Annotated in this window: 23 protein-coding genes; all 23 read right to left on the reverse strand. The window is 65.6% G+C overall.

Annotated elements, in window-relative coordinates:
* Positions 1-6: 6 nt before the first annotated feature.
* The 23 genes from ABZ070_RS09340 to rpsJ all read right to left on the reverse strand — a co-directional run bounded on the left by ABZ070_RS09340 (position 7) and on the right by rpsJ (position 11,889).
* On the reverse strand, positions 7-672 hold the full coding sequence (locus tag ABZ070_RS09340; RefSeq protein WP_356631652.1) for an adenylate kinase: 666 nt from the start codon (positions 670-672) through the stop codon (positions 7-9).
* Positions 672-1,991 (reverse strand): preprotein translocase subunit SecY, encoded by a 1,320-nt coding sequence (secY, locus tag ABZ070_RS09345; protein WP_356631654.1) that lies wholly within the window; start codon positions 1,989-1,991, stop codon positions 672-674. The genes ABZ070_RS09340 and secY overlap by 1 nt, the downstream gene beginning before the upstream one ends.
* Before the next feature lie 221 nt (positions 1,992-2,212).
* Positions 2,213-2,668: a 50S ribosomal protein L15 gene (rplO, locus tag ABZ070_RS09350; protein ID WP_100108609.1), complete on the reverse strand. Its 456-nt coding sequence runs from the start codon at positions 2,666-2,668 to the stop codon at positions 2,213-2,215.
* A 1-nt stretch (position 2,669) separates the two neighbouring features.
* Positions 2,670-2,852, reverse strand: a complete 183-nt coding sequence (rpmD, locus tag ABZ070_RS09355) for a 50S ribosomal protein L30 (protein WP_005313525.1) — start codon at positions 2,850-2,852, stop codon at positions 2,670-2,672.
* Positions 2,852-3,457, reverse strand: coding sequence for a 30S ribosomal protein S5 (rpsE, locus tag ABZ070_RS09360; RefSeq protein WP_030201551.1), 606 nt, complete (start codon positions 3,455-3,457; stop codon positions 2,852-2,854). The genes rpmD and rpsE overlap by 1 nt, the downstream gene beginning before the upstream one ends.
* A gap of 46 nt (positions 3,458-3,503) precedes the next feature.
* Positions 3,504-3,887: a 50S ribosomal protein L18 gene (gene rplR / locus ABZ070_RS09365; RefSeq protein WP_100108608.1), complete on the reverse strand. Its 384-nt coding sequence runs from the start codon at positions 3,885-3,887 to the stop codon at positions 3,504-3,506.
* A gap of 3 nt (positions 3,888-3,890) precedes the next feature.
* Positions 3,891-4,430 (reverse strand): 50S ribosomal protein L6, encoded by a 540-nt coding sequence (gene rplF, locus ABZ070_RS09370; protein WP_100108607.1) that lies wholly within the window; start codon positions 4,428-4,430, stop codon positions 3,891-3,893.
* Positions 4,431-4,451: 21 nt separating this feature from the next.
* The gene (gene rpsH / locus ABZ070_RS09375; protein ID WP_005313538.1) at positions 4,452-4,850 is read right to left on the reverse strand and encodes a 30S ribosomal protein S8; all 399 of its coding nucleotides are present in this window, start codon (positions 4,848-4,850) and stop codon (positions 4,452-4,454) included.
* A 209-nt stretch (positions 4,851-5,059) separates the two neighbouring features.
* On the reverse strand, positions 5,060-5,245 hold the full coding sequence (locus ABZ070_RS09380; RefSeq protein WP_003956452.1) for a type Z 30S ribosomal protein S14: 186 nt from the start codon (positions 5,243-5,245) through the stop codon (positions 5,060-5,062).
* Positions 5,246-5,250: 5 nt separating this feature from the next.
* A complete protein-coding gene (rplE, locus tag ABZ070_RS09385) occupies positions 5,251-5,808 on the reverse strand; it encodes a 50S ribosomal protein L5 (RefSeq protein WP_356631657.1) in 558 nt (185 codons plus the stop codon).
* Complete coding sequence (gene rplX, locus ABZ070_RS09390; protein ID WP_005313570.1) at positions 5,808-6,131, reverse strand: 50S ribosomal protein L24; 324 nt, start codon at positions 6,129-6,131, stop codon at positions 5,808-5,810. Before rplX ends, rplE begins: the two co-directional genes overlap by 1 nt.
* A 2-nt stretch (positions 6,132-6,133) precedes the next feature.
* Positions 6,134-6,502 (reverse strand): 50S ribosomal protein L14, encoded by a 369-nt coding sequence (gene rplN / locus ABZ070_RS09395; protein WP_003956455.1) that lies wholly within the window; start codon positions 6,500-6,502, stop codon positions 6,134-6,136.
* Between the two features lie 108 nt (positions 6,503-6,610).
* Positions 6,611-6,895 (reverse strand): 30S ribosomal protein S17, encoded by a 285-nt coding sequence (gene rpsQ / locus ABZ070_RS09400; protein ID WP_039656223.1) that lies wholly within the window; start codon positions 6,893-6,895, stop codon positions 6,611-6,613.
* Positions 6,895-7,119, reverse strand: coding sequence for a 50S ribosomal protein L29 (rpmC, locus tag ABZ070_RS09405; RefSeq protein ID WP_017949657.1), 225 nt, complete (start codon positions 7,117-7,119; stop codon positions 6,895-6,897). The genes rpsQ and rpmC overlap by 1 nt, the downstream gene beginning before the upstream one ends.
* A complete protein-coding gene (rplP, locus tag ABZ070_RS09410; protein ID WP_005313579.1) occupies positions 7,119-7,538 on the reverse strand; it encodes a 50S ribosomal protein L16 in 420 nt (139 codons plus the stop codon). The genes rpmC and rplP overlap by 1 nt, the downstream gene beginning before the upstream one ends.
* A 5-nt stretch (positions 7,539-7,543) precedes the next feature.
* A complete protein-coding gene (gene rpsC / locus ABZ070_RS09415) occupies positions 7,544-8,383 on the reverse strand; it encodes a 30S ribosomal protein S3 (protein ID WP_356631660.1) in 840 nt (279 codons plus the stop codon).
* Positions 8,383-8,730: a 50S ribosomal protein L22 gene (gene rplV / locus ABZ070_RS09420; RefSeq protein ID WP_058848120.1), complete on the reverse strand. Its 348-nt coding sequence runs from the start codon at positions 8,728-8,730 to the stop codon at positions 8,383-8,385. Before rplV ends, rpsC begins: the two co-directional genes overlap by 1 nt.
* A 41-nt stretch (positions 8,731-8,771) precedes the next feature.
* The gene (rpsS, locus tag ABZ070_RS09425) at positions 8,772-9,053 is read right to left on the reverse strand and encodes a 30S ribosomal protein S19 (protein WP_166628878.1); all 282 of its coding nucleotides are present in this window, start codon (positions 9,051-9,053) and stop codon (positions 8,772-8,774) included.
* 12 nt (positions 9,054-9,065) lie between these two features.
* Positions 9,066-9,902 (reverse strand): 50S ribosomal protein L2, encoded by an 837-nt coding sequence (gene rplB / locus ABZ070_RS09430; RefSeq protein WP_142214206.1) that lies wholly within the window; start codon positions 9,900-9,902, stop codon positions 9,066-9,068.
* A gap of 40 nt (positions 9,903-9,942) precedes the next feature.
* Complete coding sequence (rplW, locus tag ABZ070_RS09435) at positions 9,943-10,266, reverse strand: 50S ribosomal protein L23 (RefSeq protein ID WP_005313587.1); 324 nt, start codon at positions 10,264-10,266, stop codon at positions 9,943-9,945.
* Positions 10,266-10,916 (reverse strand): 50S ribosomal protein L4, encoded by a 651-nt coding sequence (gene rplD / locus ABZ070_RS09440; protein ID WP_356631663.1) that lies wholly within the window; start codon positions 10,914-10,916, stop codon positions 10,266-10,268. Before rplD ends, rplW begins: the two co-directional genes overlap by 1 nt.
* 5 nt (positions 10,917-10,921) lie before the next feature.
* Positions 10,922-11,566 (reverse strand): 50S ribosomal protein L3, encoded by a 645-nt coding sequence (gene rplC, locus ABZ070_RS09445; protein ID WP_005313592.1) that lies wholly within the window; start codon positions 11,564-11,566, stop codon positions 10,922-10,924.
* Between the two features lie 14 nt (positions 11,567-11,580).
* Positions 11,581-11,889, reverse strand: coding sequence for a 30S ribosomal protein S10 (rpsJ, locus tag ABZ070_RS09450; protein WP_003948644.1), 309 nt, complete (start codon positions 11,887-11,889; stop codon positions 11,581-11,583).
* Positions 11,890-12,268: the final 379 nt, after the last annotated feature.

Consider the following 12,268-nt stretch of genomic DNA (forward strand, 5'->3'; position numbering starts at 1 on the left):
AACAGGTCAGGCCTGTGCGGCCTTGTCGACCTTGAGCGCTTCCATCGCCCGGGCGGTCACGTCGTTGACCTTGCCGAGCGCGGAGATGGTGACCACCAGGCCCTGGGCCCTGTAGTAGTCGATGATCGGCTCGGTCTGCGTGTGGTAGACCTCGAGCCGCTTGCGGACGGTCTCCTCGGAGTCGTCGTCGCGCTGGTACAGCTCGCCGCCGCACTCGTCGCAGACGCCCTCCGCCTTCGCCGGGGAGTACGTCACGTGGAAGACGTGCGCGCTGTTGTTGCGGCAGACGCGACGGCCGGCGATCCGCTTGACCACCTCGTCCTCGGGAACCTCCAGGTCGAGGACGGCGTCCAGGTGGACGCCCTCGCCCTTGAGCATCTCGTCGAGCGCCACTGCCTGGCCCACGTTGCGCGGGAAGCCGTCCAGCAGGAAGCCGTTCACCGCGTCCGCCTGGGACATACGGTCCTTGGCCATTCCGATGGTCACCTCGTCCGGGACCAGGGTGCCGGCGTCCATGAACGCCTTCGCCTGCTTCCCGAGCTCGGTGCCCTGGGAGATGTTGGCGCGGAAGAGGTCGCCCGTGGAGATGTGCGGGATCGACAGGTTCTTGGCAAGGAACGCGGCCTGCGTTCCCTTCCCGGCACCGGGCGGCCCGACGAGGACGATTCGCATCAGCGGAGGAACCCTTCGTAATTGCGCTGCTGGAGCTGGCTCTCGATCTGCTTCACGGTCTCCAGACCCACACCCACGATGATGAGGATGCTCGTCCCGCCGAACGGGAAGTTCTGGTTCGCGCCTCCGAAGCCTGCCAACGCCATCGTCGGAACAAGAGCAATCAGACCCAGGTACAGCGAGCCCGGCCAAGTGATCCTGTTGAGCACGTAGCTCAGGTACTCGGCAGTAGGTCGACCTGCCCGGATACCCGGGATGAAGCCACCATACTTCTTCATGTTGTCCGCGACTTCCTCGGGGTTGAACGAGATCGCCACATAGAAGAAGGCGAAGAACACGATCAGAAGGAAGTACGTGACGATGTAATAGGGGTGGTCACCCTTGACGAAGTGGGCTTCGATCCAGGTTTTCCAGGCCGACTGCGAGTTCGAGAACTGCGCGACGAGCGCCGGGATGTAGAGCAGCGACGAGGCGAAGATGACGGGAATCACACCCGCCTGGTTCACCTTGAGCGGGATGTAAGTGGACGTACCGCCGTACGACCTCCGCCCGATCATGCGCTTCGCGTACTGCACGGGGATGCGCCGCTGGGCCTGCTCGACGAAGACGACGAGCGCCACCATCACGAAGCCGATCAGGATCACCGTGCCGAACTCGATCCAGCCCTGGGCGAGCTTGCCGCTCTCCTTGATGGCCCACAGGGCACCCGGGAAGCCGGCGGCGATCGAGATGAACATGAGGATCGACATACCGTTGCCGATGCCGCGGTCGGTGATGAGCTCACCGAGCCACATGACGGCGGCGGTACCGGCCGTCATGGTGATGACCATCACGGCGGTGGTGAAGATCGACTGGTCCGGCACGATCTCGTTGCCCACCGGGCAGCTGGCGAACAGCGCGCCGCTCCGGGCGGTGGCGACAAGGCCGGTTCCCTGCAGCACGGCCAGCGCCACCGTCAGGTAGCGCGTGTACTGCGTGATCTTCGCCGTGCCGGACTGGCCCTCCTTCTTGAGGGCCTCCAGCCGCGGAATGACCACGGTCAGCAGCTGCAGGATGATGCTCGCCGTGATGTACGGCATGATGCCGAGCGCGAAGATGGTGATCTGCAGCAGCGCTCCGCCGCTGAACATGTTCACCAGCCCGAACAGGCTGTTATTGCCCTTCGTGGCCGCATCCACACAGATCTGGACGTTCTGGTAGTTGACTCCGGGAACCGGGATATGCGATCCGAGTCGGTACAGAACGATGATGGCAAGTGTGAAGAGCAGCTTCTTGCGCAGGTCGGGCGTCTTGAACGCCCGGGCGAACGCGGTGAGCACGGTGCCTCCTGCGACCCCCGCGCTACTGCGTCAGAGGTGACGGTATTGAGGATCGACGAATACGTAACAGGCAAATCCGCTCGGCCTGCCAGTAGGCACACCGGGCTGAAGTTAACAACGCACGACACCTTACCGGCGACGGTGCCCGCCTAGGAACGACCAACCGGGGATGCCCCGTTTAGGAGGCATCCCCGGTCGGATGTTCAGGCCATCGAGACGTCTCAGACGAGCTCGGTGACGGTGCCGCCGGCAGCGGCAATCTTCTCCTTGGCGGAGCCGGAGACGGCGTCGACCGTCACCTGCAGCGCCACGGAGATCTCGCCCTGGCCCAGGACCTTGACGAGGCTGTTCTTGCGCACGGCACCCTTGTCGACCAGGTCGGCAACGGTGACCTCGCCACCCTGCGGGTACAGGGCCGCGAGCTTGTCCAGGTTCACGACCTGGTACTCGGTGCGGAACGGGTTCTTGAAGCCCTTGAGCTTCGGAAGGCGCATGTGGAGGGGCATCTGCCCACCCTCGAAGCGCTCCGGAACCTGGTAACGGGCCTTGGTGCCCTTGGTACCACGACCGGCCGTCTTACCCTTCGACGCCTCACCACGACCGACACGGGTCTTCGCGGTCTTGGCGCCAGGGGCGGGACGGAGGTTGTGGACCTTCAGCGGGTTCTGCTCCGCCATGTCAGTCGACCTCCTCGACCGTCACGAGGTGGCGGACGGTGTGCACCATGCCGCGGAACTCGGGGCGGTCCTCCTTGACAACCACGTCGTTCAGGCGCTTGAGCCCGAGCGAACGCAGCGTGTCGCGGTGGTTCTGCTTGCTGCCGATGTACGACTTCGTCTGCGTGATCTTGAGGCGGGCCATTACGCACCCGCTCCCGCACGCGCACGGAGCAGAGCCGCGGGGGCGACGTCCTCGAGCGGCAGACCACGGCGAGCCGCGATCTCCTCGGGACGCTGCAGGCCCTTCAGGGCCTCCACGGTCGCGTGCACGATGTTGATCGCGTTGTCCGAGCCGAGCGACTTCGACAGGATGTCGTGCACGCCCGCGCACTCGAGCACGGCACGCACCGGGCCACCGGCGATAACGCCGGTACCGGGGGAAGCCGGCTTGAGCAGAACGACGCCGGCAGCCTTCTCACCCTGGATCGGGTGGGGGATGGTGCCCTGGATACGGGGGACCTTGAAGAAGTGCTTCTTGGCCTCCTCAACACCCTTGGCGATGGCGGCCGGCACCTCCTTGGCCTTGCCGTAACCGACGCCTACGGTGCCGTCACCGTCACCCACCACGACGAGCGCGGTGAAGCTGAAGCGACGACCACCCTTGACAACCTTGGCGACGCGGTTGATCGCGACAACGCGCTCAACGTACGCGGTCTTCTCGGCGGCAGCAGCGCCACCGTCGCGACCCTTCCGGTCCCGCCGCTCGCCGCCACCGGCACCGCTTCCGCGGCGCTGGGGTCCAGCCATTGGATTTACCTCTCTCTGTTACGTCCGTTAGTCCCGGAACCGGGGCTCAGAACTTCAGCCCGGCTTCGCGGGCGGCGTCAGCCAGAGCGGCAATGCGCCCGGCGTACCTGTTGCCACCACGGTCGAACACGACGGCCTCGACGCCGGCGGCCTTGGCGCGCTCGGCGACCAGGGAACCGACCTGCTTGGCCTGGGCGCTCTTGTCGCCCTCGCCACCACGGATCGAGGTGTCCAGGGTCGACGCCGACGCGAGCGTGTGGCCCGCGATGTCGTCGATGACCTGAGCCACGATGTGGCGGTTGGAACGCGTCACGACCAGGCGCGGACGCTCCGGCGTACCGGAGACGTGCTTGCGGACGCGGATGTGGCGGCGCTTGATGGCGGCGCGCTTGTACGCGTCGCCCTTGGCAATCTTCACACCGTATGCCATGGCTTACTTACCCGCCTTTCCGACCTTGCGGCGGATGACCTCGCCCGCGTACTTCACGCCCTTGGCCTTGTACGGGTCGGGCTTGCGCAGCTTACGGATGTTCGCGGCGACCTCGCCGACCTTCTGCTTGTCGATGCCCTCGACCGAGAACTTGGTCGGCGACTCGACCTTGAAGGAGATGCCCTCGGGCGCCTCCACCAGGATCGGGTGGCTGTAACCGAGCTGGAACTCCAGGTTGGAGCCCTTCGCGGCGACGCGGTAACCGACACCGCTGATCTCGAGCGCCTTCGTGTATCCCTGGGTCACACCGGTGATCATGTTCGCCACCAGCGTGCGGGACAGGCCGTGCAGGGCCTTGTTCTGACGCTCGTCGTTGGGACGGGTGACGTTGAGCACGCCCTCCTCGCCCTTAACAATCTCGATCGGCGCGGCGACGGTGTGCGTGAGGGTGCCCTTGGAACCCTTCACGGTGACCGTGCGGCCATCGATGGTGACGTCCACACCGGCGGGAACCTGGATGGGGAGCTTGCCGATTCGCGACATTAGCTTTTCCTCCGTTCCCGACTACCAGACGTAGGCGAGGACTTCCCCACCCACGCCCTTCTTCTGCGCCTGCTGGCCGGTCAGGAGACCGTGGGACGTGGAGATGATCGCCACGCCCAGGCCGCCGAGAACCTTCGGCAGGTTGGTGGACTTCGCGTAAACGCGCAGACCCGGCTTGGAGATGCGCTTGATGCCGGCGATCGAACGCTCACGGTTCGGGCCGAACTTCAGCTCCAGGACGAGGTTCTTGCCGACCTCGGCGTCCTCGACCTTCCAGCCGGTGATGAAACCCTCCTGCTGGAGGATCTCGGCGATGTGCGACTTGATCTTGCTGTGCGGCATCACCACGGAGTCGTGGTACGCCGAGTTCGCGTTACGCAGACGCGTCAGCATGTCTGCGATCGGATCAGTCATGGTCATGAATTGGCCTTCGGCCTCTCTCGCCGGGGTTTCCTGTATGCGCCATCCCTCTCCCCACACAGGGGCGGGACGGGTGCGGCGCGGGGACCTACGGCGTAGTAAGTCGTACGGGCGGCAGACGCCCAACCCTCCTAGCCTAAGCCATGGAGGGAAGGGCCCCTGCCAACCCTCTGCTTACCGAGAGACTCCGGTTGTCCCGATTAAGGGGACTACCAGGAGCTCTTGGTCACGCCCGGCAGCTCGCCACGGTGAGCCATCTCACGAAGGCACACGCGGCACAGGCCGAACTTGCGGTACACGGAGTGCGGACGGCCGCAGCGCTGGCAGCGGGTGTACGCACGCACACCGAACTTGGGCTTACGAGCAGCCTTGGCAATAAGAGCCTTCTTCGCCATCTCGCTTACGCCTCCTTGAACGGGAAGCCGAGGTGACGCAGAAGGGCACGGCCCTCGTCGTCGTTGGTCGCCGTGGTGACCACGGTGATGTCCATACCCCGGACGCGGTCGATCTTGTCCTGGTCGATCTCGTGGAACATGACCTGCTCCGTGAGACCGAAGGTGTAGTTGCCACGGCCGTCGAACTGCTTGGGGGACAGACCACGGAAGTCGCGGATACGCGGAAGCGCGAGCGACAGGGTGCGGTCCAGGAACTCCCACATGCGGTCGCCACGAAGCGTGACGTGGGCACCGATCGGCTGGCCCTCACGCAGCTTGAACTGCGCGATGGACTTACGGGCCTTGGTGACGGCCGGCTTCTGGCCGGTGATCGTGGTGAGGTCCTTGATGGCACCATCGATCAGCTTGGAGTCGCGGGCGGCGTCGCCCACACCCATGTTGACCACGATCTTGACGAGGCCCGGGACCTGCATGACGTTCTCGTAGGAGAACTCCTCACGCAGCTTGCCCGCGATCTCCTCGCGGTACTTCGTCTTCAGACGCGGAGTGGTGGTGGTAGCCATCAGATGTCCTCACCCGTCCGCTTGGCAACGCGGATCTTGTTGCCCTCGTCGTCGAAGCGGAAACCGACGCGGGTCACGACCTTCTTGCCGTCCTTCTCCACGACGAGCTGAACATTGCTCACGTGAATGGGGGCCTCGGTCGTGACGATGCCACCGGTCTGCGAACCACGAGCGGTCTGGCCGGCCTTGGTGTGCTTCTTGACCCGGTTGACACCCTCGACCAGGACGCGGTCCTCGCGGGGGAAGGCCGCGATGACCTTGCCCTGCTTGCCCTTGTCCTTGCCGGTGATGACCTGAACCAGGTCGCCCTTCTTGATCTTCATGCTTACAGCACCTCCGGCGCGAGCGAGATGATCTTCATGAACTTCTTCTCGCGCAGCTCACGGCCCACCGGGCCGAAGATACGGGTGCCGCGAGGGTCGCCGTCGTTCTTGAGAATGACAGCGGCGTTCTCGTCGAAGCGGATGTACGAGCCGTCCTGGCGGCGGCGCTCCTTGACGGTGCGAACGATGACCGCCTTGACGACGTCACCCTTCTTCACGTTGCCACCGGGGATCGCGTCCTTGACGGTGGCGACGATGACGTCACCGATGCCCGCGTAGCGGCGACCGGAGCCACCGAGAACACGGATGCAAAGGATCTCCTTGGCACCAGTGTTGTCGGCGACGCGCAGTCGCGACTCCTGCTGGATCACGTCTATCTCCTGATTGTCTGCCGGTTCCCGGCGGGGGCTCTCCTCTTACGAGGTGAAGCCCCCACCGAGCCTGGCGGAACGAACTCGAAGGGTTACCCCTTCAAGCAATTACTTGGCCTTCTCGAGGATCTCGACGACGCGCCAGCGCTTCGTCGCGGACAGCGGCCGGGTCTCCATGAGGAGGACACGGTCGCCGACGCCCGCGGCGTTCTGCTCGTCGTGTGCCTTGAGCTTGTTCGTACGGCGGATGACCTTGCCGTACAGCGCGTGCTTCACACGGTCCTCGACGGCGACGACGACGGTCTTGTCCATCTTGTCGCTGACGACGAGACCCTCACGGGTCTTGCGGAATCCGCGCGCTTCCTTGTTCTCAGTCACGTTGCTCTCGCTCATCAGGCGCTCTCCACCGTCTCGATGCCCAGCTCGCGCTCACGCATCAGGGTGTAGATCCGGGCGATGTCCTTGCGGACGGCCTTCAGCCGGCCGTGGTTCTCGAGCTGGCCCGTCGCCGCCTGGAAGCGGAGGTTGAACAGCTCTTCCTTGGCCTCGCGGAGCTTGGCAACAAGCTCCTCGTTGCCCAGTTCGCGCAGCTCGGACGCCTTGGTACCGGCCGACATCACGCTTCACCTGCCTCGCGCTTGACGATCCGGCACTTCATCGGCAGCTTGTGAGCCGCGCGAGTCAGAGCCTCACGTGCAATCTTCTCGTTCGGGTAGGACAGCTCGAACATGACCCGGCCCGGGTGCACGTTCGCGACCCACCACTCGGGGGAGCCCTTACCGGAACCCATGCGGGTCTCGGCGGGCTTCTTCGTCAGCGGGCGGTCCGGGTAGATGTTGATCCAGACCTTGCCGCCACGCTTGATGTGGCGGGTCATCGCGATACGAGCCGCCTCGATCTGGCGGTTGGTCACGTACGCCGGCGTCATGGCCTGGATGCCGTACTCGCCGAACGCAACCGTCGTACCACCCTTGGCCATACCGCGGCGCTTGGGGTGGTGCTGCTTGCGGTGCTTGACCCTACGGGGGATCAGCATTTCGGTCAGGCCTCCGTTCCGGTGCTCTCAGCAGCCGGAGCGGCAGCGGCGGGAGCGTCGGCCTTGGGGGCCTCGGCTGCCGGCGCGGACTGCTGCGGCTTGCGACCGCGACCGCCACGCTCGCCACCGCGGCCACCGCGACCGGCCGGGCGGTCAGCGCCACCACGGGCCGGGCGGTTGCCCGCACGGGCAGCAGCGTTCTCGGCGCGGACCTCGGCGATGTTCTTGACGTCGCCCTTGTAGATCCAGACCTTCACGCCGATGCGGCCGAAGGTCGTCTTGGCCTCGAAGAAGCCGTACTCGACGTTCGCGCGCAGCGTGTGCAGCGGCACACGACCCTCGCGGTAGAACTCCGAGCGCGACATCTCCGCACCGCCGAGGCGGCCGCCACACTGGATCTTGATGCCCTTGGCGCCGGCCTTCATCGCCGACTGCATGCTCTTACGCATGGCGCGGCGGAAGGAGACGCGGGAGGACAGCTGCTCGGCAACGGCCTGCGCGACCAGCTGAGCGTCGACCTCGGGGTTCTTGACCTCGAGGATGTTCAGCTGGACCTGCTTGCCCGTGAGCTTCTCGAGGTCGCCGCGGATGCGGTCGGCCTCGGCGCCACGGCGGCCGATGACGATGCCGGGACGCGCGGTGTGGATGTCCACCCGCACGCGGTCACGGGTGCGCTCGATCTCAACCTTCGAGATGCCGGCGCGCTCCATGCCGGACGTCATCATCCGACGGATGGCGACGTCTTCCTTGACGTAGTCCTTGTACAGCTTGTCGGCGTACCAACGGGACTTGAAGTCCGTGGTGATACCGAGCCGGAACCCGTGCGGGTTTACCTTCTGGCCCATTACCGGGTTCCTTCCTTGCTGCTGACGACCACGGTGATGTGGCTGGTCCGCTTACGGATCCGGTAGGCACGGCCCTGAGCACGCGGACGGAACCGCTTCAGGGTCGGGCCCTCGTCCACGTACGCCTCGCTGATGAACAGCGAAGAGGCGTCACTGTGGTCGTAGTTGTGCGCGGCGTTGGCAATGGCGCTGTCCAGCACCTTGCCGACCGGCACGCTCGCGGCCTGCGGGGCGAAACGCAGGACCGCCTGAGCCTCCGTGGCATCCATGCCACGGATGAGGTCCACCACGCGGCGGGCCTTCATGGGCGTGACGCGGATGTACCGCGCCTGGGCCCTGGCTTCCATGGTTGTCCCTTCGGTGTAAGTCATAGTCGTTCCACCCCGCGTTAGCGGCGCTTCGACTTCCGGTCGTCCTTGACGTGGCCGCGGAAGGTGCGAGTCGGCGAGAACTCGCCGAGCTTGTGGCCGACCATGGACTCGGTGACGAACACCGGGACATGGGTCTTGCCGTTGTGCACCGCGATCGTGTGGCCGAGCATGGCCGGGATGATCATCGAGCGACGGGACCAGGTCTTGATGACGTTCTTGGTGCCGGCTTCGTTCTGGGCGTCCACCTTCTTGATCAGGTGGTCGTCGACGAAGGGCCCCTTCTTGAGACTGCGCGGCATCTAAACCCGCTCCTAGCGCTTCTTGTTCGTCTTGCGGCGGCGGACGATGTACTTGTTCGAAGCCTTCTTCGGCGAACGAGTACGACCCTCCTTCTGACCCCACGGGGAGACCGGGTGGCGACCACCGGAGGTCTTGCCCTCACCACCACCGTGCGGGTGGTCAACCGGGTTCATCGCGACACCGCGGACGGTCGGGCGGACGCCCTTCCAGCGCAGACGGCCGGCCTTGCCCCAGTTGATGTTCGACTGCTCGGCGTTGCCGACCTCGCCGATGGTGGCGCGGCAGCGGACGTCGACCAGGCGGATCTCGCCGGACGGCATACGCAGGTGGGCCATCTGGCCCTCCTTCGCCAGCAGCTGCACGGAGGCACCCGCGGAACGGGCGAACTTCGCACCGCCGCCGGGCCGCAGCTCAATGGCGTGGATGGTCGTACCGACCGGGATGTTGCGCAGCGCCAGGTTGTTACCGGGCTTGATGTCGGCGGCCGGGCCGTTCTCGACACGGTCGCCCTGGCTCAGGCCACGCGGCGCGATGATGTAGCGCTTCTCGCCGTCTGCGTAGTGCAGGAGCGCGATGCGCGCGGTGCGGTTCGGGTCGTACTCGATGTGAGCGACCTTGGCCGGCACGCCATCCTTGTCGTGACGACGGAAGTCGATCACGCGGTAGGCGCGCTTGTGGCCACCGCCCTGGTGACGGACGGTCACACGACCGGTGTTGTTACGGCCGCCCTTGCTGTGCAGGGGGCGGACCAGCGACTTCTCCGGCGTGGACCGCGTGATCTCGACAAAGTCGGCGACGCTGGAGCCACGACGGCCCGGGGTCGTCGGCTTGTACTTGCGGATACCCATTTCTCAGTCCTCGTCCGATTCCGGACGATCCAGACCGCCGTTAGGCGGTCGGACCGCCGAAGATGTCGATACGGTCGCCCTCGGCAAGGGTCACGATGGCGCGCTTGGTGTTGGCGCGCTTGCCGAAACCGGTGCGGGTGCGCTTGCGCTTGCCCTGACGGTTGATCGTGTTGACCCCGGTGACCTTGACCGAGAAGACCGCCTCGACGGCCTGCTTGATCTGGGTCTTGTTGGAGCCGGGCGCGACGATGAACGTGTACTTGTTCTCGTCGAGCAGGGCGTAGCTCTTCTCGGAGACAACCGGCTTGACGAGAACGTCGCGCGGGTCCGTGAAGGTCTTGCTGGTTACGGTCGCCTCGGACATCAGGCGTCGCTCCCTTCGGTCTCAGCGGCCTTGGGGCCAGACACGAAGGACTCGAAGGCGGCCTTGGTGAAGACCACGTCGTCGGAGACGAGCACGTCGTACGTGTTCAGCTGGCCCGGCTCCAGGATGTGCACCTGGGGCAGGTTGCGGGCGGACAGCCACGCGGCCTCGTCGGCGCGGTCGACGACCAGGAGCAGGTTCTTGCGCTCACTGATCTTGCCGAACAGCGTCTTCGCGGCCTTGGTGGAGACCTCGCCCTCGACCACGCCGGAGACGACGTGGATGCGGGAGTGACGGGCCCGGTCGGTGAGGGCACCGCGCAGGGCGGCGGCCTTCATCTTCTTCGGGGTCCGCTGCGAGTAGTCACGCGGCACGGGGCCGTGGACGACGCCACCGCCGGCGAACTGAGGCGCACGGGTCGAACCCTGACGGGCGCGGCCGGTGCCCTTCTGGCGGTAAGGCTTCTTGCCACCACCGCGGACCTCGCCACGCGTCTTGACCTTGTGCGTGCCCTGACGGGCGGCGGCCAGCTGCGCGACGACGACCTGGTGGATCAGCGGGATGCTGACCTTGGCGTCGAAGATCTCGGCCGGGAGCTCAACGGTCCCGGACTTGTCGCCTGCGGGCGACAGAATGTCAATGGTGCTCATAGTCCTCAGGCCCCCTTGGCCGCAGTGCGGACCAGGACCAGGCCGCCGTTCGGACCAGGAACCGCGCCCTTGATCAGGAGCAGGCCCTTCTCCGCGTCAACGGCGTGAACGGTCAGGTTCTGGGTGGTGACCCGCTCGTTGCCCATGCGGCCCGCCATGCGGAGGCCCTTGAACACACGGCCCGGGGTGGCGCAGCCACCGATGGAGCCGGGAGAGCGGTGCTTGCGCTGGGTGCCGTGACCGGCGCCGAGGCCCTTGAAGTTGTGACGCTTCATGACACCGGCGAAGCCCTTGCCCTTGCTCTTGCCCGTGACGTCGACCTTGACGCCGGACTCGAACACCTCGGCAGTGATCTCCTGGCCCAGCGTGTACTCGCTGGCGTCAGGGGTGCGGAGCTCCACCAAGTGGCGGCGGGGGGTCACGTCGGCCTTGGCGAAGTGGCCCTTGAGGGGCTTGTTCACCTTGCGAGGGTCGATCTCGCCGAAGGCGATCTGGACCGACTCGTAGCCGTCGATGTCGTTCGTACGGACCTGGGTAACGACGCAGGGCCCGGCCTTGACGACGGTCACCGGGACGACACGGTTGTTCTCGTCCCAGACCTGGGTCATGCCGAGCTTCTCGCCCAGGACGCCCTTGATCTGCTTTGCCATCTCTTCCGCGCCTCTCAGAGCTTGATCTCGATGTCAACGCCGGCCGGAAGGTCCAGGCGCATCAGCGAGTCAACGGTCTTGGGCGTCGGGTCGAGGATGTCGATCAGGCGCTTGTGCGTGCGCATCTCGAAGTGCTCGCGCGAGTCCTTGTACTTGTGCGGCGACTTGATGACGCAGTACACGTTCTTCTCAGTGGGCAGCGGCACCGGGCCTGCGACCGACGCACCAGTGCGGGTCACCGTCTCGACGATCTTCTTCGCCGAGGAGTCGATGACCTCGTGGTCGTAGGCCTTGAGCCGGATGCGGATCTTCTGTCCCGCCATGGCTACTCAGTAGTCCTTTGTCTAGTGAAACGCTCTGGTACTCGGTGGGTCTTGCTCTCTTCTCCGACCCACGCGGTCGGGCGTGTCGCAGTCCCTCTACGAAGATCTCCCGAAGGATTTCCCAACCAAGGGGTGCGGGCCTGATGACCGCGGATCGGGGGAAGAGCTCCCGCCGAGCGCCTGGCCGGTACCCCGCTGACACTTCCCGGAAGATTCCCGTACGTCCGACCCGCGTGGGGTCGACGAGTACTGTGGGACTCGCTTCCGGTCCTCCCGGCGGGAGGCGCGCAGCATCGGCACTCAACCGAGCAACCCGGACAGTCTGCCATACGCTTCCGCGCCCTGGCCAATCGAGCCGAAGACATTACCCCGAGGGTGT

The organism is Streptomyces sp. NPDC006283 (assembly GCF_040613325.1).
Classification (GTDB): Bacteria; Actinomycetota; Actinomycetes; order Streptomycetales; family Streptomycetaceae; genus Streptomyces.

Coding starts and splice junctions, on each gene's coding strand:
- rpsH (WP_005313538.1), bottom strand. CDS start 4,850: ATGACCATGACTGATCCGATCGCAGACATGCTGACGCGTCTGCGTAAC.
- rplO (WP_100108609.1), bottom strand. CDS start 2,668: ATGGCGGAGCAGAACCCGCTGAAGGTCCACAACCTCCGTCCCGCCCCT.
- rplD (WP_356631663.1), bottom strand. CDS start 10,916: ATGAGCACCATTGACATTCTGTCGCCCGCAGGCGACAAGTCCGGGACC.
- ABZ070_RS09340 (WP_356631652.1), bottom strand. CDS start 672: ATGCGAATCGTCCTCGTCGGGCCGCCCGGTGCCGGGAAGGGAACGCAG.
- rplE (WP_356631657.1), bottom strand. CDS start 5,808: ATGGCTACCACCACCACTCCGCGTCTGAAGACGAAGTACCGCGAGGAG.
- rpsQ (WP_039656223.1), bottom strand. CDS start 6,895: ATGAGCGAGAGCAACGTGACTGAGAACAAGGAAGCGCGCGGATTCCGC.
- rpsS (WP_166628878.1), bottom strand. CDS start 9,053: ATGCCGCGCAGTCTCAAGAAGGGGCCCTTCGTCGACGACCACCTGATC.
- rpsC (WP_356631660.1), bottom strand. CDS start 8,383: ATGGGCCAGAAGGTAAACCCGCACGGGTTCCGGCTCGGTATCACCACG.
- rpsJ (WP_003948644.1), bottom strand. CDS start 11,889: ATGGCGGGACAGAAGATCCGCATCCGGCTCAAGGCCTACGACCACGAG.
- rpmC (WP_017949657.1), bottom strand. CDS start 7,119: ATGTCGGCCGGTACCAAGGCGTCCGAGCTGCGCGAACTGGGCAACGAG.
- rplV (WP_058848120.1), bottom strand. CDS start 8,730: ATGGAAGCCAGGGCCCAGGCGCGGTACATCCGCGTCACGCCCATGAAG.
- rpmD (WP_005313525.1), bottom strand. CDS start 2,852: ATGGCCCGCCTCAAGATCACGCAGACGAAGTCGTACATCGGCAGCAAG.
- rplF (WP_100108607.1), bottom strand. CDS start 4,430: ATGTCGCGAATCGGCAAGCTCCCCATCCAGGTTCCCGCCGGTGTGGAC.
- rpsE (WP_030201551.1), bottom strand. CDS start 3,457: ATGGCTGGACCCCAGCGCCGCGGAAGCGGTGCCGGTGGCGGCGAGCGG.
- rplX (WP_005313570.1), bottom strand. CDS start 6,131: ATGAAGATCAAGAAGGGCGACCTGGTTCAGGTCATCACCGGCAAGGAC.
- rplP (WP_005313579.1), bottom strand. CDS start 7,538: ATGCTGATCCCCCGTAGGGTCAAGCACCGCAAGCAGCACCACCCCAAG.
- rplB (WP_142214206.1), bottom strand. CDS start 9,902: ATGGGTATCCGCAAGTACAAGCCGACGACCCCGGGCCGTCGTGGCTCC.
- rplW (WP_005313587.1), bottom strand. CDS start 10,266: ATGTCCGAGGCGACCGTAACCAGCAAGACCTTCACGGACCCGCGCGAC.
- rplR (WP_100108608.1), bottom strand. CDS start 3,887: ATGGCATACGGTGTGAAGATTGCCAAGGGCGACGCGTACAAGCGCGCC.
- ABZ070_RS09380 (WP_003956452.1), bottom strand. CDS start 5,245: ATGGCGAAGAAGGCTCTTATTGCCAAGGCTGCTCGTAAGCCCAAGTTC.
- rplC (WP_005313592.1), bottom strand. CDS start 11,566: ATGGCAAAGCAGATCAAGGGCGTCCTGGGCGAGAAGCTCGGCATGACC.